The sequence below is a fragment of the Paenibacillus sp. NPDC058367 genome (genome assembly GCF_042723305.1).
Lineage (GTDB): Bacteria > Bacillota > Bacilli > Paenibacillales > Paenibacillaceae > Paenibacillus_AQ.
The window spans coordinates 33,827-59,965 of record NZ_JBHXIZ010000004.1; the positions used below are offsets into that span (position 1 = coordinate 33,827).

Consider the following 26,139-nt stretch of genomic DNA (forward strand, 5'->3'; position numbering starts at 1 on the left):
CCATACCAGTATTTATTACTTGGTTTGGTGCTTTTTCCCTATTCATGTCGTTATTTGTGGTTTCTTTTTATCCATTTAGTGATTACAATAGAAATATTGTTTTAGTCCACATTATTTTAGAACAGCAAAAAACTTTTTTTTCTATAATTTTGAATGACCTGAATTTCTTGAAAGGGGGGACAATAAGATAATGGAATAAGGGTCAGTTGATCGCCGTGAGAAATAAAGTCATGACTGCCTGATAAAGATTCAGGAAGCATTATATATATGGCAAGCAATTATTCTACAATAAAGAAGGAATCAAAAATGAAGGAATCAAAGATGAAAAAAATAAAGAAAAGATATATCGCCCTCATTGTTCTTGTTGTTATTATAGCGGGAGGCTTTCTGTTTCGTAATTCCCTGGCTGTATTAGCCTTCGACCTCTTTTTGTCTGATCGGGTTGAAACTAAGCTAAAGGAAGAATCTTACCAGCCGCTTAAGGATGATAATAAGGTTAAGCCAGAACCGGTTGTGTACAAGAGCGATCCGTTCTCAATTATGTTGCTAGGTACCGATCAACGTGATAATGAAACGGCACGTTCAGATACCATGATGTACGCTGTTGTTCGGCCTGAGGACTATAAGATCCTGCTCATTTCTATTCCGCGTGATACGTATACGGAAATTATAGGTCATAAGGATAATAAAAAGGATAAGATTACACATGCCTATGCTTTTGGGGGGCAACAGATGGCCAAGGATTCTCTAGAAGCTCTGCTTGGTCATGATATTCAATATTATGCGACAATAAATTTCCAAGGACTCAAGGATGCTGTAGATGCTATTGGAGGCGTTCCGCTGCCGATTAAGAAAGACATTGTGAACAAGGGTAAGGATCATGAAAAGTTTACAATTGAAGCTGGAAAGTCGCTTTATAACGGACAAGAAGCACTGAACTATACGCGTTATCGTGAGGATAGTGACTTTAACCGTACCAAACGCCAACAGGTTTTTATTGATGTTGTAGCGAATAAAATGTTATCGATTAGTCAAATTGGCAACATTCCGAAGTTGCTGGATATTATGGGAGATAATTTCAAAACCGATATAGAGCCTTCGATGATCATTAGTCTAGCCAAAAAATTCATGGGCGGAAAAGGCATGGATATCTCAAGCTTCACAGTTATGGGTGAAGGTAAACGTATGGATGGTGTTTACTATGATATCGTTGATGAAGAGGATTTGAGTGAAGCTAAGGCGATGATCGACAACTGGATGAGTGCAGCAACACCTGTAGATCAACTAATTGAGCCGGGAAAAGCAAGTAATGCACTGGAGCCTAAATCAACAGCAGTTACGCAATAATTCTAAAGTGGAGTTCAAACTCATATAATTAATTGCAGCAGCCATTCACATTCTTATGGCTGCTGCTTACTGTCTTCATGCTATAATGTATTGGAACGATTATTAAGCTGCCACGTATTAATAATTTTGCATGGTAGTAAAAGGAAGTTAAAGAACCGTAATTCCTTCGGAACTCTTTGAGGAGGATCAAGAGATGAATATTGCATTTTTTTTACTTCCGAAACAGGAAGTCGCTTGCGTAACGATCGATTCAACGCTACGCCAAACGTTGGAGAGGATGGAGTATCACCGTTATACTGCTGTCCCTATTTTGAACCGAAATGGAGAATACGCTGGTACGGTTACAGAGGGTGATCTGCTCTGGTATATGAAGGAATCCGAGGGCAAGGTTACTTTCGAGAACGCTTCAAAATTCTTGCTTAAAGATTTGCCGTTGAGGATGAATAACAGACCTGTCTCGATTGATGCGGATATGGAAGATCTGATTAATTTGGCTAAGGTACAGAACTTTGTTCCTGTAGTCGATGATATGAACCGGTTTATTGGCATCGTTCGCCGGAGTCAAGTCATAGAATATTGTGAGAAATTTGTATCAAAACAATCTCAAGAGTCATTATAGCCCAATTTATTCGCGGTAATAGAAGCAATCGGAACAAGGCCTGTATTTCCGGCGATAACGGAAAGCAGGTCTTTTTTAAAAATGTAAGAAGTACTAGTTCATCCCTTGTTGAAGCATACTTAAGGTGCGCGGGGCGCCCTTGTGTGACACGGAATTTTTTATGCTATAATGGAGAATAAAGCTTTTTGCCGGAGGTAGAGAGACGTGTCCAATGTGCCGAAGGATCTGGATGTCGCTAAACGCGCCAAGGTAATTGAATGGTTAAAAACAGAAGTGATTGACCAAGTTTCACGGTTATTTAAAGCGTTATGGGAAGGCAGTACTACCCGTGTGGGCGACAGCCTGGCTAGTTTGATTATGAGCTCTTATATTTTGGGCCGCAGACTAGGGATTCCCTATCGTCAATTAGATGACTTGCTACTCGAGAAGCTCAGAAAGCATAAGCAGGAAGGGCATCAACTGGAAGAATGGTATCAAGATATATCTGCTTTAGAAGAACATATGCGTAAGAGGTGAATACTGTTGAAATTTCGCTGGTCATCTGTGGCTTGGAGCGTAGTATATTTACTTTTGCTGCTTAGTTTAACGACTCCACTGCTCATCATCACTACCCTATTTATGATTGTTCCGGCAGTAGTGTTATTCACTACGCTGAACACCAAACAATTCGTTATACACGTATTGCCGGTGTTGCTGATTGTTGGTCTGATTACACCTATTTATGTGCTGATCGCGGCGTATTTCTTAATACCTGCTCTGGTAATGGGACGTTGGTATAAAAGACATGCTTCAGCAGTATCTACCGTGATTGCAGGTACGGTTACGATTCTTGGAGAATTCCTGTTACTCTTATTACTCGGTACGGCGTTATTTAACTTTGATTTGTCTAACTATGTGAACGATGTGCTGCAGATGGTTAACTCTCCTCTGTCTGATCTTGGTACTGCTAATCCACTGTTTACTGATCTTGGATTTACGACTGAGGATGTAAACAAGCTAAGTCATATGACGGTTCAAATGATCCCAATGACTCTAATCGTAAGCTCTTTTATGATAGCTGTCATTACGCATTCTATTGTTCGTCCGATTCTGAACAGTATGAATTATGCAGTGCCTAAGATGAAGCCTGCTCGTGAATGGAGACTTTCGAGATCGTTTATTTGGTATTATTTGATTGGTGTGGTTCTTCAGCTCTTCTTCTCAGGATCAGAGAATAATTACATCCTCATGATTTCTGCCAATCTACTGCCGTTGCTACGAATTGGCTTTATGATTCAGGCGATTGGATTTTTCTTCTTCCTGGCGCATGAACGCAAATGGAACAAGATGGTTGCCATTCTGCTAGCAATACCGGTCATTTTGCTGCCGCCGCTACGCATTATCGGTATTATTGATCTTGCTTTCCCACTGCGGGAGTATGTGACGAAATCGAAACGATAGGGTGAGAGTTCATGCCTAAATTTCTGCAAAGGCGCTGGCACGGCTATCATACCGTATGGGCGTTCATGCTGCTGTTGGCCCTTATTATAATTGTTAGTATTTATAACTGGGCTCTTGGGGTCGTTAGCCTGTTTCTGGCAGGTACATTATGCTTCTATATGCTGAAGACGGAAATTTCGTTCCGCCGTAATCTGGTGGAATATATTAACGGATTAACTTTTCGTATTAAGCGAGTGGAGGGAGAAGCAGTGAGTATGCTGCCCCTCGGAATCATTCTGTTTAGCGAAGATCGAACAGTAGAATGGAATAACCGCTATGCTGGTGATATTTTTGCGCGCAAGTCTTTAGTTGGGGAACCGCTACTGGAATTGCTGCCGGATATGCAGTCTTTTTTTACGACGAATGTATCGGGAAAACGGGATGTTCACAAAGATGGCGTATTGCATGACACTCGCATTGAGCTCACTGTGGATGAACGATTTTATCAAGCTGTCATTATTCCAAGTGAACGTATTCTTTACATGTATGATATCACTGAGCTTGTGGTGCTACGTGAGCGTTATGAGGATGAGAAGCTGGCGATTGGCATAGTGATGATGGATAATCTAGATGAATCTGCTCAAGGAATGGATGATCAACAGCGTACTTCTCTGATCGCTAAGGTAGCGAGTGAGATCACCGAATGGAGTAAACAGTTTGATGTTTATCTGCGTCGTCTGTCGTCTGAGCGTTATCTAATGCTACTTAATCATCGTAGTCTGCAAGCACTGGAAGAAAGTCGATTCGTTATTCTCGATGAGATTAGGGAAATGACGGCCGACCTTAAAGTACCCATGACACTGAGTATTGGTATGGCATTTGGAGCGGACTCTGCAAGCGAGCTAGGTGCCTTAGCACAATCCAGTTTGGATATGGCGCTCGGCCGAGGTGGAGATCAGGCTGCTGTAAAAGCAGGCCAGAGGTTGTCTTTCTACGGTGGAAAGAGTAATGCTGCGGAGAAGCGTACACGAGTGCGGGCACGAGTCATTGCGCATGCGCTGCGTGATTTAATGCAGGAGAGCGACCGTGTGCTGATCCTCGGCCACCGGACACCAGATATCGATGCTGTTGGTGCTGCGATTGGCCTTCTGAGAGCCGCACAGATGTATAATGTAGAGGCTAGCATTGTGATGGAGACTCCTAATCCTTCCATAACGAACATGATGGAGCAGATTCGGAAAGATGATGAATTGTTTAAGTCGTTCATCACAACGGAGCAGTCTTTACAAGTGATGACGGAGCATACACTGCTTATTGTTGTAGATACCCATAAGGCATCTATGACAATGGAACCGCGGCTTGTGCAATATGCGAGTAGAATTGTGGTGGTGGATCATCACCGTAGAGGTGAAGAGTTCATCAACGATGCTGTACTTGTCTATTTAGAGCCCTATGCTTCATCAACCTGTGAGCTGGTGACAGAGTTGCTTCAATATATCCATGAGAAGGTAAAGATTAGTCCATTGGATGCTACAATGCTCTTAGCGGGAATTACTGTAGATACGAAGCACTTTGCACTGCATACAGGCTCACGTACATTTGAAGCTGCAGGGTTTCTGCGCCGAAATGGTGCGGATACCGTTCTTATTCAGCGTATGCTGAAAGAGGATTTACAGGAGTATATTTCAAAAGCCGAAATTATCAAACATGCGCGTATGATTTATGATCAAATCGCATTGGTCGTTACGGCACCAGGTATGAAGATTCCACAGCTACTTATCGCTCAGACTGCGGATACATTACTTGGGATGACGAACGTAGTCGCTTCATTTGTCATTAGTGAGCGACCAGACGGCCTGATAAGCATTAGTGCTCGATCACTTGGGCGTATGAATGTACAGGTCGTGATGGAAAAAATGGGTGGCGGTGGGCATCTATCGAACGCCGCGGTACAGCTAGAAGGAACATGTAAAGAAGCAGAAGCCAGACTGCTGCAAGTGCTGGCTGAAATCGAATCGAAAGAGGGTTTATTCGAATGAAGGTCATTTTCATAAAAGATGTTAAGGGTCAAGGTAAAAAAGGTCAGGTTAAAGAGGTATCCGAAGGTTATGCTTCGAACTTCCTATTACCACGTGGATTAGTTCGTCCGGCAACGGAAGGCAATGTGAAGACGCTTGAGAATCAAGCAGCTGCTGAACAACGCCGTAAAGATAACGAAAAAGAAGAAGCTCAGCAACTGGGCAAGAAGATAGATGAGCTTACCCTGACTATGAAAGCAAAAGCAGGTGAAGGCGGCCGTCTATTCGGCGCAATCACGAGCAAACAAATTGCTGAAACGTTAGCTTCCACTCAAAGCATTTCCATCGATAAGCGCAAGATTGAGCTAGGAGAGCCGATTCGTCATTTGGGAGTGTTTCAAGTAAGTATAAAACTACACACTGAAGTAAAGGCTACCCTTAAGGTTCAGGTAACGGAGGAGTAACATGGGTGGAGATCTCTTTTTCGATCGGGTTCCCCCGCAGAATCTTGAGGCGGAGCAAGCGGTAATTGGTGCTGTTCTGTTGCAGGATGAAGCGCTCATTACTGCAATGGAACGGGTGAATACCGAAGACTTCTACGATAAAGCGCATCAAATGATTTTTGAGGCGATGGTGCAGCTCGGAGAAGAGAGCCAGCCGATTGATCTTGTTACGCTTACTTCTAGACTGCAGGACAAGGGAGAGCTCGAAGATATTGGTGGTGTTAGCTACCTAGCTAAGCTGGCGCATGCTGTGCCTACTGCGGCTAACGTAGAATACTACGCGCAGATTATTGAAGAAAAGGCTATGTTACGGCGTTTGATTCGTACAGCGACGCAAATCGTAAGCGAGGGTTACACTGGCGGTGAAGATGTAGCCGATATGCTGAGTGATGCAGAACGGCGAATTCTTGAAATCTCTAACCGGCGCAGCGGCAGTGGATTTATCGCAATCCGTGATGTTTTGATGGAAGTATTTGATAAGGTTGAACTCCTCCATCAGAATAAAGATAAGGGCGGCATGTCAGGTATTCCAACGGGATTTGTGGATTTAGACCATATGACTAATGGATTCCAGCGCAATGATTTGATTATTGTTGCAGCCCGTCCTTCTGTAGGTAAGACAGCATTCGCGCTAAATATTGCTCAGAATGTGGCCGTGCGTGCCAAAGAGACGGTTGCCATATTTAGTCTGGAAATGTCTGCGCCGCAGCTAGTACAGCGGATGATTTGTGCCGAAGCTAATCTGGATGCGAATACTATGCGTACCGGTGACTTCAAGAGTGATGATGATTGGTCGAAGCTGACTATGGGCATTCAGTCCCTATCGGAGGCGGAGATTTATATCGATGATACAGCAGGGATTACTGTAACGGATATTCGTGCGAAATGCCGGAGGCTCAAGAAGGAAAAGGGCCTGGGGATGATCGTCATTGACTACTTGCAGCTCATTCAGGGCCGCGGTAAAGGCGGGGAAAACCGTCAACAGGAAGTATCGGATATATCCCGTACATTGAAGCAGATCGCTCGTGAATTGGACGTGCCGGTTATCGCCCTGTCGCAGCTTAGCCGGGGTGTGGAACAACGTCAGGATAAACGACCGATGATGAGTGACTTGCGTGAATCCGGTTCTATCGAGCAGGATGCCGACATTGTTGCGTTCTTGTATCGTGACGACTATTACAATCAGGACACTGAGAAGAAAAATATTATTGAAATTATTATAGCTAAACAGCGTAATGGTCCCGTTGGGACAGTAGAGCTTGTCTTCCTCAAAAACTTCAACAAGTTCGTTAACTACGAGCGAGCACATGCAGAACCATTTGCTGGGTAACCTGTCATGTATGATATCCGAACGATTGCACATTTCTTTGTGTAATCGTTCGTTTTATTTGACTTTGAAAAAAACGGCTGTTACACTGAGTATTGTCCTTTAGTGGGTAAATCCGCTTGGAGTCCGGAGGGCTACGTACATAAGAATGACGTACAGGGCCCATATTATGAAAAATAATGGTGCTTGCTAGCACCTACGGAGGAATGAACATGTCAACGGTAGTCGTCGTGGGAACACAATGGGGAGACGAAGGTAAAGGGAAAATCACTGACTTTCTAGCGGAAAGTGCAGATGTGGTTGCCCGTTATCAAGGGGGCAATAATGCCGGTCACACGATTCTGATTGACGGTGAGAAGTTTAAGCTCAGCTTAATCCCTTCTGGTGTATTTTATAAAGAAAAGACTTGTGTAATTGGTAACGGGATGGTTATTAATCCAGCTGCCTTGATCCAAGAAATTAATTATATTCATGAGAACGGCTTTGACACTAAAAACTTAGTGATCAGCGACCGGGCTCATGTTATTATGCCTTATCACATGGTACTGGATGCTCTGGAAGAAGACCGAAAGGGTCCGAACAAGATTGGTACAACACGCAAAGGCATCGGTCCATGTTACATGGATAAGGCTGCACGTAACGGTATCCGTATTGCTGACCTGATGGACGCTGAGGAATTCGAATTGAGACTTCGTCACTTGATGGAAGAGAAGAACCAAGTGATTACTCAAGTATATGGCGCTGAAGCTCTTGACGTTGAAGAGATTCTGACTCAGTACCTGGAATATGCGGAAGTGCTACGTAATTATGTGACAGATACGTCGGTCATTCTTAATGAAGCTATTGATGCAGACCGCAAAGTATTGTTTGAGGGTGCACAAGGGGTAATGCTTGATATCGATCAAGGTACGTATCCGTTTGTTACTTCTTCTAACCCTTCTGCAGGTGGCGTATGCATAGGTTCTGGTGTTGGACCTTCTAAGATTAAACAGGTTATCGGGGTTGCTAAAGCCTACACTACTCGTGTTGGAGATGGCCCGTTCCCTACAGAACTGAACGATGCAACTGGTGATTATATCCGTGAAACAGGTCATGAATATGGAACAGTTACAGGACGTGCTCGCCGTGTAGGTTGGTTTGACAGTGTTGTTGTAAGTCACGCTCGTCGTGTAAGTGGAATCACAGGCTTGTCTCTTAACTCGCTGGATGTGCTGAGTGGACTTGAGACTGTGAAGATCTGCACAGGCTACAAATACCGTGGTGAAGTAATCACGCATTACCCAGCTAGCCTTAAGATGCTGGCAGAGTGCGAAGCGGTGTATGAGGAGCTTCCAGGTTGGAGCGAAGATATTACTTCTGCAAAAACATTGGGCGATCTGCCAGCGAATACACGCAGATATGTTGAACGTGTATCTGAGCTTACAGGGATTCCGATCGCCATCTTCTCAGTAGGCCGTAACCGTGAGCAGACGAATCAAGTAATGCCAATTTATATCTAAATAAATTTAGTCATATATAAGGGACCTCGCGAGAGGTCTCTTTTTTATGTTTACTTTTATGCGTATGTTTCCCGAAGCCGGTTCTAGTCAATACTGGGAGTATAGAAAAACATGGAAAAAATATACCAGATAGACTTGAACATAGGTGAGAGGAGAGAAGAAATGAAGATCGTGAAGCGTGCACTGGGAGTATGTCTAATTGTAGTACTCGCAAGTACACTTTCTATTCTAACTACGGGCGTGGTTGTAAATGCTTATATTCAGTCGGTGCTGGCGAGCTTCGATATTAAAGTGGATAGTCCAGGCCCAGGTTTAGGTGGGATGGTCAAGAGCATTATTGGCATGGATAGCCAATCGGACTCCAATAAAGCGAATAAAGAAGCGACGACAACAGGCAGCGCGGTAAACAAGGATAAAGATAACAGTAAGGATACACCTGAAAAAGGGGAGCCGGTGGAGGAAAAAGCACCCGAGGATGCTTTACCGGTTATGGGCCAAGCCTCAAATGAGTCTTCTACTAACGAAAGCCAGAGTGGAATTTCAGAGGACCAGAAATTGGTAATGACACCTGAGGCAATAGGTGACTTAAAAGATAATCTCCCTTCGGCGGAGAAGGTAAATATATTCAATATCTTGATGTCCAAACTACCGCAGGATGAGATGCAGAAAATCTCCACGGCGATGGAGGATGGTCTAACGGAGGATGAGGTTAAGGAGCTGCAACAAGTCATTGCCAAATATGTTGATCGCGATGAATACGAGAGTATAATGAAAATGCTTACACCAACTACAGAAACTCTACAGCAGCCATAGTAATTGTCAATTTCTAGACACAAGAAAAAGGCTAAATTTTCATATTTGCGCAAAAAACCCGCGTATTTCGTGGGTTTTTTTATGTGTACAAAGTTGAAATTTTTCGCTCAGCTATGGTACATTAGACAAGGATGTTCAAAGGGTTAATTTTTTGTAACCAATTGTAACCTTTTTGAGGGTCCATTAGAAGCAGGAATTTAGAACTAGGATAAGCAGAAACATTCATGGTCGTAATCTATATAATCGAGATCGTACAACTAGCTTGGCCGTTCATATCAGATGACAGAGCGGACTGAAAGGGAGAGTTTCATGAAGGGATTTAAGTTCATGCGCCGGATGGGGAAACTGCGGAATAGTGACACAGCAGAATCCGGAGCAGATGTTCAGCAGAGCCACAATTTCGATCACGACTCCACACACTTTCATCAAGAAAAAGGGACTCGTAGATTCCGGCGTTCTTGGATTTTGGGAGCTGTTGGCCTAGTACTTCTAACCACTGTATTGATCGGTGCAGAGAAAAAGTATGTAGCAGCCAATACCGAAACCTACTATCAAGTGTTGGTGAAGGGTAAGGAGATCGGGAAGCTTAACGATCAGGCACAGCTTAATCAGCTGTATGATAAGAAGCAACAGGAATATCAGGACAAGTATCCAGATTCAACGATGGTGCTTCAGACAGAAGGCATTACAATTAAACAGGAGAAAGCGTACAAGCCGGAAGTTGATAGTGAAGCAACGCTTAATAAACTAGATGGAATGCTGAAGGCCTATGCCGTAGGTGTACAATTATTGGTAGATGGCAAGGTGGTTGGCATTGTTAAGGATCAAGAGACCGCAAATGCGGTGCTTGAAGGGGTAAAGAATCATTATGTTCCGCAAACTAAAGTAGCAACGGCTAGTAAGCTCACAAGAACAGCAGCCTCAAGTTCAAGTGCTGCGAAAGCAAAAGCTCCTAACCAAGTGGAGTCAGTCAAAATTAGTGAAGAAGTTGCTATTGTTCCAGTGAAGACAGATCCTAACAAAGTATTGGATGTCGAGGAAGCGGTCAAAACTCTTACCGAGGGTAAAGAAGCACCACTTCTTTATACCGTTCAAGAGGGCGATACGATTTCGGGGATTGCCAAACGGTTTGAAATTACGCAAAAAGAGATCTATAGTAACAACCCGGATGTGAAAGAGCTAACGTTGAAGATTGGAGATACACTGAAGCTGAAGGTACCACAGCCAGATGTTACAGTTGTTACTGTAGAGCAAGTGTCAGAGCAGGTGGTTACTGAGCCTGAAGTGATCGTGCGGAAAAGTGACCAGTTACCAGCAGGCAAAAGTAAGGTCGTTCGTCCAGGACAAACGGGCCTTAAAGAAATGCAGTATCGGTTAACAAAGAAAAACGGAATGGTCGTACAAGAAGAGTGGTTGGGTCAGACCGTTATTAAATCTTCTCTCCCTGAAGTGGTTTATCGGGGTACGAAGGTAGTTGGTGAAGGAACAGGCATGTTCAGTTGGCCAGTAAGCGGAGCAACCCTTACTAGTAGTTTCGGTGAGCGCTGGAGCCGTGCTCATAAGGGTCTAGATATGGTATCTGGCAACCGGAGCATTAAAGCCTCTGATGCCGGAACTGTAATCTTTGCTGGTGTGAAGAGTGGATATGGAAATGTGGTTATTGTGGATCACCGTAACGGATACGAAACCTATTATGGCCACTTAAACAGCATCTCCGTTTCTACGGGACAGCGTTTGGAGCAAGGCGCCAAAATTGGCGTAATGGGCAATACTGGACGCTCGACGGGAACACATCTGCATTTTGAGATTCGGAAGAATGGCACTGCGGTAAATCCAATGAAGTATTTGCGATAATTCATAGTTTAACCTCAACTGCTCGATTAAACTCGAGCGGTTTTATTTTTTTTAATATAGGAATGACGATATAGCTGTTTCTTTTTGCTGGGGAAGCCGATTCCTTATTTCGTAGGATGTGACGGTAAGACAGGTATGTTAAAATAAAGGAATGATCTTTAAGTAGGGATAGGAAGGTGAAGCTGAGACATGCAGATGGGAACGATTCTGGTAGTAGACGATGAACAGCCTATTGCTGATATATTGAAGTTTAATCTAGAAAAAGAAGGCTACGAGGTTATTTGTGCTTTTGATGGTAACAGTGCAGTAGAATTGGCATTGTCCAAAAAGCCTGATCTTATGCTGCTTGATCTTATGCTGCCTGGTAAGGACGGGATGGATGTTTGTCGTGAGGTTCGTTCTGCACATTTGGACATTCCTATCATTATGCTTACTGCCAAAGACGGAGAGATTGATAAGGTGCTTGGTCTAGAGCTTGGTGCGGATGACTATGTGACCAAACCTTTTAGTACACGTGAGCTACTCGCCAGAGTGAAGGCCCAAATGCGGAGACAGCACAAACCGTCACCGTCGGGAATGGCGAATGAACCTGCAGAGACCAGACAGGGTATATACCATTTTGATCTATTTATTGATACAGATATGTATCTGGTTTATAAGGGTGGGGAGCCGCTTGATTTGACCCATCGTGAATATGAGCTGCTCTACTATATGATTAAACATGCGGGTAAGGTGATGACCCGGGAGCATTTACTGCAGGCTGTGTGGGGATTCGAGTATTTCGGCGATGTGCGGACCGTAGACGTGACGATCCGTCGTCTAAGAGAGAAAATTGAGGAGAATCCCAGCAAGCCGGAATATATTTATACTCGGCGCGGACTTGGCTATTTGATGCATAGCCCTAAAAGCGGAGGACTGTGATGAAGTGGTGGTCCTTTTTCCGGACAATTCAGGCCAAGCTTATTATTATTTATGTGCTGCTGATTCTGATAGCTATGCAGTTAATTGGAGTCTATTTTGTCAGCTCGATGAAGAACTCGTTAACGGATAACTTCACGAAGGATCTTAAAGCACGTGCGGAGATGCTGTCCATCCTGACTGCTGATAAATTCGGTAGTGAGGCTGGTACCGTTGACGAGGAAACGGCTGTAGAAAGTCTGCGTGGTATGGTTAATAATCTTTACATTAACGGGGCCGAGATTCAGGTGCTTGATGCCAGCGGCAAAATCATCACCACCTCCGTGCCCTCACAGAATGACTATGTCGGACAGCGCAACACTCAGACCGTAGTCAATCGCGCCTTGCAGGGGATCAGTGATAATGAAGAATATATTATTGCTGATGATAATGTGCGGAAAAAGGTTGTGGCCAAGCCGGTACTTTCCGGTGACAAGGTAGTAGGTGCAATCTATATTGCTGCTGACATGAAAGATTTATATGCGACCATGGGCAGGATCAACAGTGTATTCATCTCTGGTTTGCTGTTAGCCTTGGGACTGACAGTTGTCCTATGTGTTATTCTTGCACACACCATTACGCAGCCGATTAAAGAAATGACTAGGCATGCAACAGCTGTTGCTGAAGGTCGGTTCAATCGAAAAATGCCCGTACTCGGCAACGATGAAATTGGACAACTCAGTCAGGCATTCAATTATATGACCGGCAGATTGCGTGAGGCGCTCTCTCAGAATGAGGAAGAGAAAGAGAAGCTTACCTCTATTCTGACGAATATGAGTGACGGTGTGGTAGCCACGGATGAGAATGGTGTAGTCATTCTTATGAACCTTCGAGCAGCACTTATGCTGGGAACAGAAGGTCCGTTGCCGGAAGGTGCCCCACTGGATAAATTGCTAGGTCTTGATTATGAGCAGAGTGGTTCCTTGGCTAAAGGAAATGCCCAGTCTGCAATGCTTCATCTGACACATATGGGTGGAGAAGATTCTAATATCGTGAGAGTTACGTTTACTCCGATTCATCGCCGTGAAGGTGGGATTGCCGGTACTATTGCCGTGCTGCAAGATGTAACTGAGCAAGAGAACCTGGAGGAATCACGCCGAGAGTTCGTCGCGAACGTTTCGCATGAGCTAAGAACACCACTTACAACGATTAAAAGCTATGTGGAGGCACTTGATGATGGAGCGCTTGAGGACCCGCAGTTAGCGGTTCGTTTTGTTGGGGTTATTCGTAACGAAACCGAGCGTATGATTCGTTTGGTTACGGATCTACTGCATCTGTCGCGTCTGGATTCCAAGGAGGCACTTCTCAGAATTCAGCAGACGGATATTACTGAAATGCTAGAGGATGTAGCAGACCGCTTTTCTTTTCAGATTCGGCAGAAGCGGATCGACATTAGTACAAGGGTCCGTAGGGATGTCAGCACAGCATGGCTCGATCGTGATCAAATCGATCAGGTCTTGGGGAATTTGGTCTCCAATGCATTAAAATATACGCCAGAAGGCGGTACGATTGAATTGGAAGCCTTGAAAAGTGAGGATGGAATGCTCTCCATTTCTGTACGTGATTCCGGGATTGGTATTCCGAAGAAAGACATCGAGCGGATCTTTGAACGTTTTTATCGGGTGGATAAGGCGCGTTCACGGAATATGGGAGGCACCGGACTTGGCCTTTCCATTGCCCGGGAAATTGTGAAAGCCCATGGAGGCTCTATTTCCCTGCAATCCGAGCTTAATGAAGGCTCTAAGGTAACCTTTACACTACCTCTGAATGCGCAAAGGGGGAGTGAGGCATGAAGGAGAGATTGAAGTCATGGATTCTAGCCTTGCTCGTGCTGGGAAGTCTTGTTGAGAGTTACTATTTGATTTATCGCTTGCCTGGTGCAGACTCAGCGGTACTCTCCGAGAATCTATATGTGAAGACAGACAATATGGGACCGGAGGAAAAGGTCGAGAACCTGCTGTACCCTGATAAAATGATCATCCATATGGGCGATAACAAACATACGCTTTTTTATCCAGACTCAACGTTCTATAGTTTGATTATGAATCGGTTAAAAGGGCGTGGATTTGAAAGCTTCCAGCGGCACTCGGTACAGGATTATGATTGGGATAAGATTCGAAATGAGAATCCGGGGATTGAGCTTTCGTTCGGATCCGGCATTCCGGTAACGTTACTTCAGCGGGTTATGCAGCTGTCACCTGATTCCCTATTTGAAGGAGAAAGCATTGATCGCATTTGGATCTATAACATTAAGAATGACTCCAAAGCGCATGCCATTTTCTTCAGTACGAGAGGCGACATTATATATGAAGCGGCAAAAGCGGATTTAACTGTGCAAGACGTGCAGCAGCATGTGGATTTCGGCAAGAACTGGACGCCTTACAAGTCCGTAGATGGTGATTATTATGTGCCAGACAGCAAGATTTCTCTGGTTCAGGTTGAGATGCCTTCAGGCATGTATACCATAGAACAAATGCAGAACAATCTTTTCTTCGATGTTGGAAGCACTAGATATATTCGCGAGAAAAATGGCTCGGAGATTTATACGGATAGCAAACGGAGTCTTCAGGTCGATAAGGAACGGAATTGGATGAGCTATAGCGATCCTGCCGCACTTCCAGCCGGAGACAGTACACCTGCCAAGGATGCGCTTGAAGCTGTAGAATTTGTGAACCAACATGGTGGATGGAATGGAACCTATCGTCTTGAAGCCACCGAGGAGGGGAGACAGGAGAGAAAGGTCTCTTTTCAACAATATTATGGTTCCTATCCATATGGCTCCTATCCGATCATGAGTAACTCGCAGCTGCAGTATGGTGTAATTAATCTGGAATTGCAGCAAGGCACCGTATCCTCTTATGAACGCTCGTTAATCTATATTGATGAGAGTAAGGCAGAAAAGAAAATCGTAGAGCTATCTGGAGGCGTGGAGCTAGAGAATCAATTGTCTGCGGTTAGCAAAACTTCGGCAGTGAAGGATTTAACGCCTGCGTATGTACCTGTAGTGAAAGAAGAGAAGCTGCAACTACTTCCAGTCTGGAAGGTTACGCTTATTGACGGCAGCGTTCTTACATTAAATTAATGTACAAGTTGTTCATATAACATTTAGGAGGTAAGGGTATGGATTGGGGAAGAGCCAAAAATGTACTAATTTGCGCCTTTTTAGGTCTAAATCTGCTGCTATGTTATCAGCTGTGGATTGATTTGCGCGATCAGGTTAGTGCCAATCTCGATTTCACTTCCCTGTCCGAAGAAACCCAGGCGGTCATGGAGCAGAAAGGGATTCGTGTGTTGTGTCCCATTCCGGCTTCTACCCCGCAGCTTCCTAATATAACTTATCGATATTCTGCTGAAGAGCAGAATGAACCACCCATTAAATTAGATGTTCCTATAGACAGCAAGCTGATCTATTCTTCCTTCACTGACCTTAGCAAGGCGCTTGAGAGTCAAATACCGGATATCGCAAATTATCGTTTTGATTCTCAAGAAAGTGAAGTTGGGAAGTTCGTGCTTCACCCGCTAGTTCAGAATCAGTGGTCGCTATTCCGAGTTAGGTTAGAGTTGATTAATAGTGATCAGAAGATTGTAGCTTTCCGCTCACCTAAGATTGAGATAGGGGCAAGCAGTAGCGATAAGGAACAGAAGGTACTGCCGGCATCGCAAGCGCTTAGCAGTTTGATTGAAAAATATTTTCCGGCAGACTCCGTAGTAAAGGAGATTGAGCTTGGTTATTATGGTGAGTTGTTCAACTCCGAAAGTCAGGTAGCGTCGCCAATGTGGCGGTTCATGCTGGAGAACGGCAATGCCTATTATGTGGATGCTATAAGTGCGGACATCATCAGTCCGAAGACAACAGATTAGAAGGAGTAAGGAAAATGGGGATTTCATTTACAGTACTGTCCAGTGGTTCTACCGGAAATGTAACGGTGGTTCGGAACGGGGAGACAACACTTATGATTGACGCGGGACTAAGTGCCAAGCGGATCGATGAGCTGTTGGCCATGCGCGAGCTAACGGGTAATGATATAGACGGGATTCTAGTCACACACGAGCATTCCGATCATATTAAAGGACTCGGGGCAATGGCCCGTAAATACGATCTTCCGATTTATGCGAACACCAATACCTGGGGAGCCATTGAAAAAGGCATTGGAAAAATACCCGACTATAACCGAATCATTATGGAGTCGGGACAGCATAGGGATTTTGGTAGTCTGCGTGTAGAATCGTTTGCAATTTCTCATGATGCGGCGGAGCCGGTGGGTTACAATTTTTATGATGGAAAAGAAAAACTGTGTGTAGCTACAGACCTGGGGTATGTTAGCGACAAGGTAAGAGATGCAATTTCAGAGGCCGACGTATTGGTGCTGGAGGCGAACCATGATATTGAAATGCTGAGGATGGGACGTTATCCGTGGAATACGAAACGACGCATACTTGGCGACATGGGTCACCTTTCTAATGAAGCAGCCGGAGCAGCACTAAGTGAAATTCTCACAGGACGGACTAAACGTACCTATTTAGCGCATTTAAGCCGGGATCATAATATGATGGATTTGGCTAAAATGTCGGTACGTTGCGCAATGGAGGATCGGGGCTGTTTCTTTAAAGATAGTGAGTTTAAGCTTTGCGATACGTATTATGACCAACCTACGCCATGGGATAAGCTGAGCCAGTTGTCATAAGCTGATCAAGCTCAGCAGTCTTTCGTTCTAATTCTTGGCGGGAGATCAGGCCTTTATCGATCATCAATTCGATCATAGCACTGAAGGCAAGGGTCATATGGTAGTGTTCATCCTTCAAATCGCCAAGCTTACCGATAAACTCCACCAGATCCATATTTGTGGAAAAAGAATTCATAATTATACCTCCTTATGTAGTAAAAACAGAACTGGAGTTGTAAAAAATTCGCAGGCTTTTTACCTCAGGAAAATCACGAATTGAGGGTTGCCTGTGATACAATTATAGACGTGATAAGCAAACTCTAAATTTATGGAACCTTTCTATTAGTGTAGTCTTTTAAGTTGCAAAATATTCCTAGTAGAGAAGATATATTGAAAGATTCTAAAATTCTTTCGATTAACTGAAACTATTGTGTGGTTAATGGATAAAGTGAAACTTTTTAGTGATTGTTGGAGTCTAAAGGATGCAGAGGTATATGCTTGGAACGTGATTGCTAGAGGTTCAGGTTTTAGATACTGTGAACGGTTGGCAATAGAAGGGGGAGATTTTCGGTGGGATTGTTTGATGACGATTTCTATTCAACTAAAGTATCACGGTCCAGAGGGGATGAAGCATCAAAGGGATCATTTGCTAACCGCAAGCATTCTGTGCGAAGATCGCGCAAGGGCTTATCCACTTGGCAAATATCCGCCGTCTGCTCCTTAATCAGTGCTGTGGTGGCAGTGTTTTTATTCAGTATGCTTACTGGACAAATGAGTCACGAAACTGCCCCGAAGTCGGTAGTAACAACTGAGGAGGTTGCCCCAAGCAGAGATCCGTTTGATCGTATCATTCAAGCCGCTGCTACGGTTCGTCCTGCAGTAGTAAGTATTATCAATCATAAAGAAGATAATAAAGAATTGAACATTCTGGATGAGTCAGCATTAGGCTCTGGAGTGATTTATAAAAAGGTAGATAATAAAGCATTTATCATTACTAATAACCATGTCATCGAAGACTCTAGCAATCTTGAAGTCGTAACAGTAGATGGCGAGACACGTAAAGCTACACTCGTTGGAACGGATAAAGTGAGTGACATTGCGGTGCTTTCTATTGATGCCAAGGGTATCAATACAATCGCAGAGCTCGGGGATTCCTCGAAGCTTCGTTTAGGTGAAACGGTCATTGCCATCGGAAACCCGTTGGGACTTGGTGACACATTGACTTCAGGTATTGTCAGCTATACTGAACGGAAGGTTCCCGTATCCTTGAATCAGGACGGCGTATATGATTGGGAGCAAGAGGTCATTCAGACCGATGCAGCAATTAATGAAGGCAATAGCGGCGGGGCGCTTGTAGATCTGGATGGTAAAGTCATCGGTATTAACACGATGAAAATCTCCGATGCAGGTGTAGAAGGGCTGGGTTTTGCTATTCCAGCTAACCATGTGATAGATACCGCTAATGAACTGGCTGAGAAAGGGCGAATTGCCCGTTCCTACTTAGGCGTATATTCGGTAGATTTAAACAATCCTTACATTCCTCTCGCAGAGGACCAACGCAAGGAACTGAACCTACCGAACAATGTTAAGGATGGGGTTGTCGTTCTGGATGCTGTTGGACCTGCACAAGAAGCGGGAATACAGTTTAATGATGTAATTACGAAATTTAATGATGAACCTATTACATCCACGCTCTCCCTTCGCAAGTATTTATATAATCAGACGAAGATTGGTGAGGATCTGAAGATTACCTATTATCGAAATGGGAAAGTCAATCAGACTACAGTAAAACTTCTTGAAAAACCAGAGGAATAATATGCTGGAAGTCGGCATATAATGATATAGCAGTAATGACAAGTAGAGCGGACTACCCCTTCGGTTGAGAAGGTAGAGCTTCCTGAAATAGCGATACTCTGTATCGCTATCGGGGATCTATTTCTTCTAAAGTTTTGATAAATATGGCAATTATAAGCTGATTTAATCAATTTTGGGCTGACTGGCAACCCTTACATTGGAAGGTAATACTTATTAGGGTAGAAACGGATATATACGGATGCCAGCTTGCCTTTGCTAATCAGGTGTGGTAATATGATATCAATCATACATTTAGTCCCTAATTTTCGCATTGAAAAGGGCTGTTATATTCGGTAATACAACCTTTTTCAATGTGTGAATTTTTTCTTTGTTTGAAGATAAAAAGAACATATTAATTTAAATTTGTGGAGGTAACACACATGCAAACAGGTACAGTTAAATGGTTCAACGCAGAAAAAGGATTCGGATTTATCGAAGTTGAAGGCGGAAGCGACGTATTCGTTCACTTCAGCGCAATCACTGGCGACGGCTTCAAAACTTTGGACGAAGGCCAACGCGTTGAATTCAACGTTGTTCAAGGCAACCGTGGACCACAAGCCGAAAACGTTGTAAAACTGTAATAATAGAAGAAACCGTCCCAGCTTGTGAAAGTTGGGACGGTCTTTTTATATCTAGTTAGTCACTATTGACTTACAGGATGGGAGGAACGGCAATGAACTACCGGAAGAAACCTTTGGAAGAAATACCGGAAGAAAATACCGCGATTTGGGCGTGTACCAATGATGGATGCAACGGATGGATGAGGGATAATTTCGCATTTGAACATGCGCCTTCTTGCCGTCTATGTGACTCTCCAATGGTTCGCAGCACGAAGATGCTACCACAATTGCTTAATTCGAATGGCGATCTCAAATCGCTGAAGAAGGGTATTTCCATTACCTAACCAATGCCTTTATGAGTCAAGCTTGTTATAGAACAGTGAACAACTTCAAGACGGTCAAACCGTCTTATTTTTTTTGCTTTTTTTAAGGTAAATTGTGATTTTTGTCACAAATCATTTGAATTTCACCGTTAAAAGTATCCCTTTGTGTGACATTTATCACAAAATGACGTCTAAATTTTTGACACAATATAATTAACGAAAAGGGGAGAAGGAAGGGAAAAATATGGATACAGTAATGCTGTCGCGTATACAATTTGCGTCGACGACAATATTCCACTATTTCTTTGTACCGGTATCAATCGGACTAGCGCTCTTGATTGCGATCATGGAGACCATGTACGTTAGAAAAGGCAATGAAGAGTACAAAAGAATGGCACAGTTCTGGGGAAAGCTATTTCTCATCAACTTTGCAGTAGGGGTAGTTACAGGTATTTTGCAGGAATTTCAGTTCGGGATGAACTGGTCTGATTATTCACGTTTTGTGGGTGATGTCTTCGGGGCTCCGCTTGCAGTTGAAGCATTGGCAGCCTTTTTTCTGGAATCTACTTTTATTGGGATTTGGATATTCGGCTGGGACAAAGTGTCCAAAAGAGTGCACTTGTTATCCATCTGGCTGGTAGCATTCGGTACGATGTTATCCGCTTTCTGGATTCTAGCAGCGAACTCCTTTATGCAGCATCCTGTGGGCTTTGCGATAAATAATGGACGGGCAGAAATGAATGATTTCTTCGCGCTCATTACGAACGGACAATTGCTGGTTGAATTCCCGCACACGGTTCTTGCTGCGTATGCAACAGGCGCCTTCCTCGTAACGGGTATTAGTGCGTATAAGATATTGAAGAAACAAGATGTATCTTTCTTTAAGAAATCTTTTCAAATTGCAGCAATCGTAGGTATCATTTCTTCTATTGGTGTAGCCGTGGCAGGCCATGCGCAAGCACAGTATTTGGTTGAGACTCAACCTATGAAGATGGCGGCTTCTGAAGGACTGTGGGGTAAGAGTGGTGACCCAGCACCTTGGACCGTATGGGCTAACATTGATCCTGACAAGCAGGAAAGTACTGGAGAATTTCAAATTCCGTATATGCTAAGCTTCCTTTCATACAGTAAATTTTCCGGTGAAGTTAAAGGTATGCTTGAGCTGCAAGCTGAGTATGAGCAAACCTATGGCCCCGGTGACTATATCCCGCCAGTACGTACGACATTCTGGAGTTTCCGGATCATGGTTCTAGCAGGAACGTTAATGATCGTAATGGGTATGTACGCAATGTATTTAATGTGGCGCAAAAAGATGGACCGTCCAAACACTTGGTTTATGCGGTTTATGTTATGGGGAATACTGCTTCCTCCAATCGCGAATACAGCGGGTTGGGTCATGACCGAATTCGGGCGTCAGCCATGGACGGTATTCGGATTGATGACAACGGAAGACAGTGTGTCGCCTAACATTACAAGTGGTCAGGTTCTATTCTCTGTTATTTCTTTTACAGCGATTTACGCCATTCTCGGATTAGTTCTAATTGGTTTGTTTATGAAAGTGATTAAAAAAGGTCCTTATGCGATGGATAACGATCACGGGGATTCGCATGATCCATATAACGAGGAGGGCGCCCAATGATGTCTCTTAATGAATTGTGGTTTGTGCTCATTGCAGTTCTGTTTATAGGGTTCTTCTTCCTGGAGGGTTTCGATTTCGGCGTAGGGATGGAAACACAAATTCTCGCTAAGAATGACACTGAGCGCCGGATTCTGATTAACTCGATCGGACCCTTCTGGGATGGAAACGAGGTATGGTTAATTACTGCTGCGGGTGCAATGTTTGCGGCTTTCCCTGAGTGGTATGCAACGTTGTTTAGCGGATTTTACATTCCCTTTGTCTTTGCTTTATTAGCTTTGATTGCACGTGGTGTTGCTTTTGAATTTAGAGGTAAACGGGATTCAGTAGCTTGGAAAAAAACTTGGGATGTTTGTATCTTTTTCGGCAGCTTCCTCCCACCTTTCCTCCTTGCTGTGGTGTTCGCCAGCTTCATCAAAGGTTTGCCGATTGATGGGGATATGCAAATGTACGCAGGTTTTACAGATATCGTAAATGTGTATACCGTAGTAGCTGGTGTGACTGTTGTCCTTCTTTGTTTGGTACATGGTCTCATGTTCACAACGTTGCGTACAGTGGGTGATCTACAGGCTCGCGCTCGAAAAATGGCGCAAAGATTGCTTTTGCCACTTGGGGCTCTATTGCTCGCTTTCGTGGTAATGACTTATTATATGACTGATATTTTCGAACAACGTGGTTTAGTTCTTATGATTATAGTAGCGCTGGGAATTATCGCGTTCATATTATCGGGTTATTTCATGACGAAGAAGAAGGATGGCTATGCTTTTGGAATGACAGGAGCGGTAATAGCATTGTCCGTAACTTCTATCTTTGTAGGATTGTTCCCACGTGTCATGATTAGTTCAATCGATCAAGCCTTTAATTTGACAATTACCAATGCGGCTTCGGGACATTACTCTTTAAAGGTAATGACGATTGTGGCACTGACCATCCTTCCATTCGTATTGGGATATCAAATTTGGAGTTACTTTGTCTTTCATAAACGCGTTCACGAGAAGGAGCATCTTGAATACTAATGGATAAAAATTTGCTTGGGTATAAAGGAGTTAAGCCGGTATTTCTGATCGTTGGCCTCCTTACCCTGGTGCAAAGCATGTCCATACTTCTGCTGGCCAAATGGCTGGCAGAAGTCATCTCTGCGCTATTTGCAAGAGAACCTCTGAAGGAACAATGGGCTACTTCGCTATTGTTCCTTCTTGCATTTCTAGTGCGCCATGCTTGCGCCATGCTGATGAGCCGTATCTCTCACCGCTTTGCGGAAGCAACAGGCAGCAACATGCGGAGGGAAATGATGGATAAGCTCTTCCAGCTTGGACCCAGAATGGTGGGCGGGCGTGGAACCGGGGATCTTGTCACACTTGTGCTGGAAGGCGTAACAAAGTTCCGCACATATTTAGAAGCGATTATCCCTAGAATGGTAGGGATGTCAATTACACCGATTTTGGTGCTTATTTATATCTACAAGATGGATACCGCGAGTGGGATAATTCTAACGATCACTATGCCGATTATTATTGTTTTTATGATCTTGATCGGGATGACGGCTCGCAAGCAGATGGACCGTCAGCTGAAATCTTATCGTACCTTATCTAATCATTTCGTAGACTCCCTCCGTGGGCTAGAAACGCTGAAATTTCTGGGCCGCAGTCGTAGTCATAGCACGAGTATTGCCACCGTCAGCGATCGGTATCGCTCGGCGACGATGCGTACACTGCGAGTAGCCTTTTTGTCTTCGTTCGCGCTGGACTTCTTTACGATGTTATCCGTTGCTTCCGTCGCGGTAAGTCTCGGCCTGCGTCTGGTCAACGATCAGATGACACTGGTTACGGGCTTAACCATTCTGATCTTGGCACCGGAATATTTTTTGCCTGTACGATTGGTAGGTTCGGATTTCCATGCTACTCTCGATGGTAAGGAAGCCGCTGAGGCAATGAAAAGCATTATAGATCAGGATGAAGTGAAAGCTGAAGTAGTAGGTTCTAATGGTGACCAAGCATTGAGATCAGCATCGAAAACACCAGAAGAGATATTCACTTGGCATAAAAATAGCGTACTTACATTAAATGATGTCAGTGTGAAATACGAGGAAGCTGGTCTTTCTTCGCTGGAAGCGGTGAACCTGCAATTTAAAGGAGCAAGCAAAATTGGGATTATCGGAGAGAGTGGGGCCGGTAAATCTACACTAGTCGATATCTTGGGTGGTTTCTTACACCCTACTTCAGGAAGTATCACAGTAAACGGTACAACGGTTAGCGCATTAACGGATGAGGCTTGGCGAAAGCAGACCTCGTATATCCCGCAGCGCCCTTATATTTTTAGTGGTACATTGGCTGATAATATTCGCTTCTATTACCCTGAGGCTTCTATGGAAGCTGTGGCTGCAGCTGTGAAAGCTACTGGATTATCAGAGCTGGCGGCAACCCTTCCGAATGGCTTGGATGAGATGATCGGCGGCGGAGGTCGTTCGTTCAGTGGCGGGCAGGAGCAGCGGGTTGCGCTGGCTCGAGCTTTACTCAGCAGTCGTCCGATTATGTTATTGGATGAGCCAACGGCACATCTGGATATTGAGACGGAATATGAGCTGAAGGAGACGATGGTGCCTCTTTTTGAAGGAAAGCTGGTCTTTCTGGCTACACATCGCCTGCACTGGATGCTTGATATGGACATTATTGTAGTAATGAAACAAGGAAAAGTGGCAGAAATCGGTACCCATCAGGAATTGCTTGCCCGCAAGGGTGCGTATTATGAGTTGATTGGGTCGCAATTGGAGGGAATCCATTGAAACGTGAAGGATGGTTTGCTCCGTATGTATCGTCGTATTTTTGGCGTTTTGTGCTTATTATCGTGCTTGGGGCGTTGACGATTTTTACAGCCTCATCATTAATGTATACTTCAGGATTTCTGATCTCAAAAGCGTCTACACCCGTCGAAAATATTCTAATGATTTATGTACCGATTGTAGGTGTGCGTACGTTCGGAACGAGTAGGGCTGTCATTCATTATGTAGAACGTTTAGTTGGGCATGACACGATTTTGCGAATTCTATCTAAGATGCGTGTGCGTCTGTACAATATTTTGGAGCCACAGGCTTTGTTCCTGTCGTCACGCTTCCGCACTGGGGATATTCTCGGGATGCTTGCAGATGACATTGAATATTTGCAAAATGTATATCTACGCACCGTGTTTCCAAGCATTATTGCTTTGCTGATTTATGGAGCAGCTGTGATTGCACTGGGTACTTTTGATATCGCCTTTGCGCTATTGATGGCTCTGTATATATTGGTGTTAGTAGTGGTGTTGCCGTTCTTATCTCTATTGTTCACACAGAAGCGCCAACGTGAAGTGAAAGTAGAGCGTAATCGTCTCTATCAAAAGCTGACTGACGCCGTACTTGGTATGGGTGACTGGGTCATTAGTGGACGACAAAGCCAGTTCGTAGACACTTATGAAGCAGATGAGAGAAAAGTAGCCAAAACCGATGCAGCGCTGCGCAGCTGGGCACGTATTCGTACGTTCATTGGGCAAGCGGTAATTGGGATTGGCGTGCTTTCTATGCTGTATTGGGCCGCTGGAGAGTTTGCAGATGGTGCTATTGCAGGTACTTTGATCGCAGCTTTTGTATTGGTTGTTTTTCCTGTAGCAGATGCTTTTCTGCCAGTGTCCGAAGCGGTGGAGAAAATCCCGCAGTACCGTAACTCCTTGGAGCGATTGTCTGGTGTAAATGGAACTGAGCAGAACATCGTATCTGAAAAAGTATCAGTAGTCGATGCTCTACCTAAGGCCATAAAGAGTGCTCACATCAAGCTCGAAAATGTAGGTTACCACTATGGATCAGCGGATAACTGGTCGGTTCGCGATCTCAGCCTCGATATTCCACAAGGTAAAAAGATTGCGATCATCGGCCGAAGTGGTGCGGGTAAATCGACGTTATTAAAGGCTATTCAAGGTGTTATTGAACCTTCTGAGGGCTCGGTTACGATTAATGGAATCGCTGCAGATGCCTATGGCGAGCATATTCCTTCTATTATAGCGGTGCTTAATCAGAGTCCACATTTATTCGATACTACAGTAGCTAACAATATTCGTATGGGTGATCCGAAGGCTTCCGAACAAGCCATTAAAGAAGCTGGCGCCTTAGCCAAAATGGATACGTTGATCTCCTCGTTGCCAGATGGATATGATACCTTTGTTCGTGAAGCGGGGCAACGTTTCTCCGGTGGAGAGCGTCAGCGGATAGCGTTAGCTCGTATTTTGCTGCAAAATACCCCTGTTGTCATACTCGACGAACCGACTGTAGGGTTGGACCCGCGGACGGAACGTGATCTTTTGAAGACAATGTTTGAAGCCATGAAGGATAAGTCACTAATTTGGGTAACGCATCATTTGGTCGGTGCGGAGCAGATGGATGAAGTGATTTTTATGGAAAATGGCTCGGTAGAAATGCGTGGAACCCATGCAGAGCTGATGAAAAAAGAACCACGTTACCGCAGATTATATGAGCTGGATCGTCCGGTGGAGTTTCTAGGGTAGGATGGAGAGTTTAAAATAATATTTATAGATAATAGAGAGAGAGAAATGATGAGATTCCTTTTGCCCTTCGGGGTGGGAGGAATCTTTTTTTGGTGAAGGGCAAGAATATAGACAATGGATGAACAGATCGCTGGAATGGATAGATAGGAGTTCCATTTTCGTGGGAAGTATGGTAGAACAATAGAAGGAGTATTAGGCCGTAGCGGCACAGAAAGG

General features: G+C 44.2%; 23 protein-coding genes. 22 read left to right on the forward strand and 1 reads right to left on the reverse strand.

Going from position 1 to position 26,139, the window contains the following annotated elements; translation table 11 throughout:
• The first annotated feature begins 306 nt into the window (after positions 1–306).
• The 15 genes from ACFWMP_RS20875 (at position 307) to ACFWMP_RS20945 (ending at position 17,041) form a co-directional block, all read left to right on the forward strand.
• On the forward strand, positions 307–1,347 hold the full coding sequence (locus ACFWMP_RS20875) for an LCP family protein (RefSeq protein WP_179085792.1): 1,041 nt from the start codon (positions 307–309) through the stop codon (positions 1,345–1,347).
• Between the two features lie 193 nt (positions 1,348–1,540).
• On the forward strand, positions 1,541–1,966 hold the full coding sequence (locus ACFWMP_RS20880; protein WP_042193039.1) for a CBS domain-containing protein: 426 nt from the start codon (positions 1,541–1,543) through the stop codon (positions 1,964–1,966).
• 213 nt (positions 1,967–2,179) lie between these two features.
• Entirely contained in the window at positions 2,180–2,482 is a 303-nt protein-coding gene (locus ACFWMP_RS20885) for a MazG-like family protein (protein WP_170880353.1), read from the forward strand.
• A 6-nt stretch (positions 2,483–2,488) separates the two neighbouring features.
• Complete coding sequence (locus tag ACFWMP_RS20890) at positions 2,489–3,406, forward strand: DUF2232 domain-containing protein (protein ID WP_042193038.1); 918 nt, start codon at positions 2,489–2,491, stop codon at positions 3,404–3,406.
• 11 nt (positions 3,407–3,417) lie between these two features.
• The gene (locus ACFWMP_RS20895; protein WP_340973556.1) at positions 3,418–5,424 is read left to right on the forward strand and encodes a DHH family phosphoesterase; all 2,007 of its coding nucleotides are present in this window, start codon (positions 3,418–3,420) and stop codon (positions 5,422–5,424) included.
• The gene (gene rplI / locus ACFWMP_RS20900; protein ID WP_042193036.1) at positions 5,421–5,867 is read left to right on the forward strand and encodes a 50S ribosomal protein L9; all 447 of its coding nucleotides are present in this window, start codon (positions 5,421–5,423) and stop codon (positions 5,865–5,867) included. Before ACFWMP_RS20895 ends, rplI begins: the two co-directional genes overlap by 4 nt.
• Before the next feature lies 1 nt (position 5,868).
• Entirely contained in the window at positions 5,869–7,236 is a 1,368-nt protein-coding gene (dnaB, locus tag ACFWMP_RS20905) for a replicative DNA helicase (protein ID WP_042131710.1), read from the forward strand.
• 209 nt (positions 7,237–7,445) lie between these two features.
• On the forward strand, positions 7,446–8,732 hold the full coding sequence (locus ACFWMP_RS20910) for an adenylosuccinate synthase (RefSeq protein ID WP_379424613.1): 1,287 nt from the start codon (positions 7,446–7,448) through the stop codon (positions 8,730–8,732).
• A gap of 162 nt (positions 8,733–8,894) precedes the next feature.
• Positions 8,895–9,545 (forward strand): hypothetical protein, encoded by a 651-nt coding sequence (locus ACFWMP_RS20915; protein ID WP_339244141.1) that lies wholly within the window; start codon positions 8,895–8,897, stop codon positions 9,543–9,545.
• Between the two features lie 309 nt (positions 9,546–9,854).
• A complete protein-coding gene (locus tag ACFWMP_RS20920; protein ID WP_339244140.1) occupies positions 9,855–11,399 on the forward strand; it encodes a peptidoglycan DD-metalloendopeptidase family protein in 1,545 nt (514 codons plus the stop codon).
• A gap of 189 nt (positions 11,400–11,588) precedes the next feature.
• On the forward strand, positions 11,589–12,320 hold the full coding sequence (yycF, locus tag ACFWMP_RS20925; protein WP_339244138.1) for a response regulator YycF: 732 nt from the start codon (positions 11,589–11,591) through the stop codon (positions 12,318–12,320).
• Complete coding sequence (gene walK, locus ACFWMP_RS20930) at positions 12,320–14,149, forward strand: cell wall metabolism sensor histidine kinase WalK (protein WP_042193031.1); 1,830 nt, start codon at positions 12,320–12,322, stop codon at positions 14,147–14,149. The genes yycF and walK overlap by 1 nt, the downstream gene beginning before the upstream one ends.
• Positions 14,146–15,438 carry a YycH family regulatory protein gene (locus tag ACFWMP_RS20935; protein WP_042193030.1) on the forward strand — a complete coding sequence of 431 codons (1,293 nt, stop codon included), beginning with the start codon at positions 14,146–14,148 and terminating at the stop codon, positions 15,436–15,438. The genes walK and ACFWMP_RS20935 overlap by 4 nt, the downstream gene beginning before the upstream one ends.
• A gap of 38 nt (positions 15,439–15,476) precedes the next feature.
• Positions 15,477–16,217, forward strand: coding sequence for a two-component system regulatory protein YycI (gene yycI, locus ACFWMP_RS20940; protein ID WP_042193029.1), 741 nt, complete (start codon positions 15,477–15,479; stop codon positions 16,215–16,217).
• A gap of 14 nt (positions 16,218–16,231) precedes the next feature.
• A complete protein-coding gene (locus ACFWMP_RS20945) occupies positions 16,232–17,041 on the forward strand; it encodes an MBL fold metallo-hydrolase (protein WP_042193028.1) in 810 nt (269 codons plus the stop codon).
• Here ACFWMP_RS20945 and ACFWMP_RS20950 read toward each other — a convergent pair.
• Positions 17,007–17,216 carry a hypothetical protein gene (locus tag ACFWMP_RS20950; RefSeq protein WP_379424614.1) on the reverse strand — a complete coding sequence of 70 codons (210 nt, stop codon included), beginning with the start codon at positions 17,214–17,216 and terminating at the stop codon, positions 17,007–17,009. The two genes, ACFWMP_RS20945 and ACFWMP_RS20950, sit on opposite strands and share 35 nt — an antisense overlap.
• Before the next feature lie 374 nt (positions 17,217–17,590).
• Here ACFWMP_RS20950 and ACFWMP_RS20955 point away from each other — a divergent pair, with 374 nt between their 5' ends.
• The 7 genes from ACFWMP_RS20955 (at position 17,591) to cydC (ending at position 25,923) form a co-directional block, all read left to right on the forward strand.
• Positions 17,591–18,835 carry a S1C family serine protease gene (locus ACFWMP_RS20955; RefSeq protein ID WP_379424615.1) on the forward strand — a complete coding sequence of 415 codons (1,245 nt, stop codon included), beginning with the start codon at positions 17,591–17,593 and terminating at the stop codon, positions 18,833–18,835.
• A gap of 419 nt (positions 18,836–19,254) precedes the next feature.
• Positions 19,255–19,455 carry a cold-shock protein gene (locus ACFWMP_RS20960; RefSeq protein ID WP_019914582.1) on the forward strand — a complete coding sequence of 67 codons (201 nt, stop codon included), beginning with the start codon at positions 19,255–19,257 and terminating at the stop codon, positions 19,453–19,455.
• A gap of 92 nt (positions 19,456–19,547) precedes the next feature.
• Complete coding sequence (locus ACFWMP_RS20965; RefSeq protein WP_042131698.1) at positions 19,548–19,778, forward strand: cold-shock protein; 231 nt, start codon at positions 19,548–19,550, stop codon at positions 19,776–19,778.
• 223 nt (positions 19,779–20,001) lie between these two features.
• Positions 20,002–21,396 carry a cytochrome ubiquinol oxidase subunit I gene (locus ACFWMP_RS20970; protein WP_339244133.1) on the forward strand — a complete coding sequence of 465 codons (1,395 nt, stop codon included), beginning with the start codon at positions 20,002–20,004 and terminating at the stop codon, positions 21,394–21,396.
• Entirely contained in the window at positions 21,393–22,409 is a 1,017-nt protein-coding gene (cydB, locus tag ACFWMP_RS20975) for a cytochrome d ubiquinol oxidase subunit II (RefSeq protein ID WP_042193024.1), read from the forward strand. The genes ACFWMP_RS20970 and cydB overlap by 4 nt, the downstream gene beginning before the upstream one ends.
• Positions 22,409–24,175: a thiol reductant ABC exporter subunit CydD gene (cydD, locus tag ACFWMP_RS20980; protein WP_379424616.1), complete on the forward strand. Its 1,767-nt coding sequence runs from the start codon at positions 22,409–22,411 to the stop codon at positions 24,173–24,175. Before cydB ends, cydD begins: the two co-directional genes overlap by 1 nt.
• Positions 24,172–25,923: a thiol reductant ABC exporter subunit CydC gene (gene cydC, locus ACFWMP_RS20985; protein WP_379424617.1), complete on the forward strand. Its 1,752-nt coding sequence runs from the start codon at positions 24,172–24,174 to the stop codon at positions 25,921–25,923. The genes cydD and cydC overlap by 4 nt, the downstream gene beginning before the upstream one ends.
• The last annotated feature ends 216 nt before the right edge of the window (positions 25,924–26,139 follow it).

Bases quoted from the DNA above. Each gene is read 5' to 3' on its own strand.
- ACFWMP_RS20875 (WP_179085792.1), top strand. From the start codon at position 307: ATGAAGGAATCAAAGATGAAAAAAATAAAGAAAAGATATATCGCCCTC.
- ACFWMP_RS20880 (WP_042193039.1), top strand. From the start codon at position 1,541: ATGAATATTGCATTTTTTTTACTTCCGAAACAGGAAGTCGCTTGCGTA.
- ACFWMP_RS20895 (WP_340973556.1), top strand. From the start codon at position 3,418: ATGCCTAAATTTCTGCAAAGGCGCTGGCACGGCTATCATACCGTATGG.
- rplI (WP_042193036.1), top strand. From the start codon at position 5,421: ATGAAGGTCATTTTCATAAAAGATGTTAAGGGTCAAGGTAAAAAAGGT.
- dnaB (WP_042131710.1), top strand. From the start codon at position 5,869: ATGGGTGGAGATCTCTTTTTCGATCGGGTTCCCCCGCAGAATCTTGAG.
- ACFWMP_RS20910 (WP_379424613.1), top strand. From the start codon at position 7,446: ATGTCAACGGTAGTCGTCGTGGGAACACAATGGGGAGACGAAGGTAAA.
- ACFWMP_RS20915 (WP_339244141.1), top strand. From the start codon at position 8,895: ATGAAGATCGTGAAGCGTGCACTGGGAGTATGTCTAATTGTAGTACTC.
- ACFWMP_RS20920 (WP_339244140.1), top strand. From the start codon at position 9,855: ATGAAGGGATTTAAGTTCATGCGCCGGATGGGGAAACTGCGGAATAGT.
- yycF (WP_339244138.1), top strand. From the start codon at position 11,589: ATGCAGATGGGAACGATTCTGGTAGTAGACGATGAACAGCCTATTGCT.
- walK (WP_042193031.1), top strand. From the start codon at position 12,320: ATGAAGTGGTGGTCCTTTTTCCGGACAATTCAGGCCAAGCTTATTATT.
- ACFWMP_RS20935 (WP_042193030.1), top strand. From the start codon at position 14,146: ATGAAGGAGAGATTGAAGTCATGGATTCTAGCCTTGCTCGTGCTGGGA.
- yycI (WP_042193029.1), top strand. From the start codon at position 15,477: ATGGATTGGGGAAGAGCCAAAAATGTACTAATTTGCGCCTTTTTAGGT.
- ACFWMP_RS20945 (WP_042193028.1), top strand. From the start codon at position 16,232: ATGGGGATTTCATTTACAGTACTGTCCAGTGGTTCTACCGGAAATGTA.
- ACFWMP_RS20950 (WP_379424614.1), bottom strand. From the start codon at position 17,216: ATGAATTCTTTTTCCACAAATATGGATCTGGTGGAGTTTATCGGTAAG.
- ACFWMP_RS20960 (WP_019914582.1), top strand. From the start codon at position 19,255: ATGCAAACAGGTACAGTTAAATGGTTCAACGCAGAAAAAGGATTCGGA.
- ACFWMP_RS20965 (WP_042131698.1), top strand. From the start codon at position 19,548: ATGAACTACCGGAAGAAACCTTTGGAAGAAATACCGGAAGAAAATACC.
- ACFWMP_RS20970 (WP_339244133.1), top strand. From the start codon at position 20,002: ATGGATACAGTAATGCTGTCGCGTATACAATTTGCGTCGACGACAATA.
- cydB (WP_042193024.1), top strand. From the start codon at position 21,393: ATGATGTCTCTTAATGAATTGTGGTTTGTGCTCATTGCAGTTCTGTTT.
- cydD (WP_379424616.1), top strand. From the start codon at position 22,409: ATGGATAAAAATTTGCTTGGGTATAAAGGAGTTAAGCCGGTATTTCTG.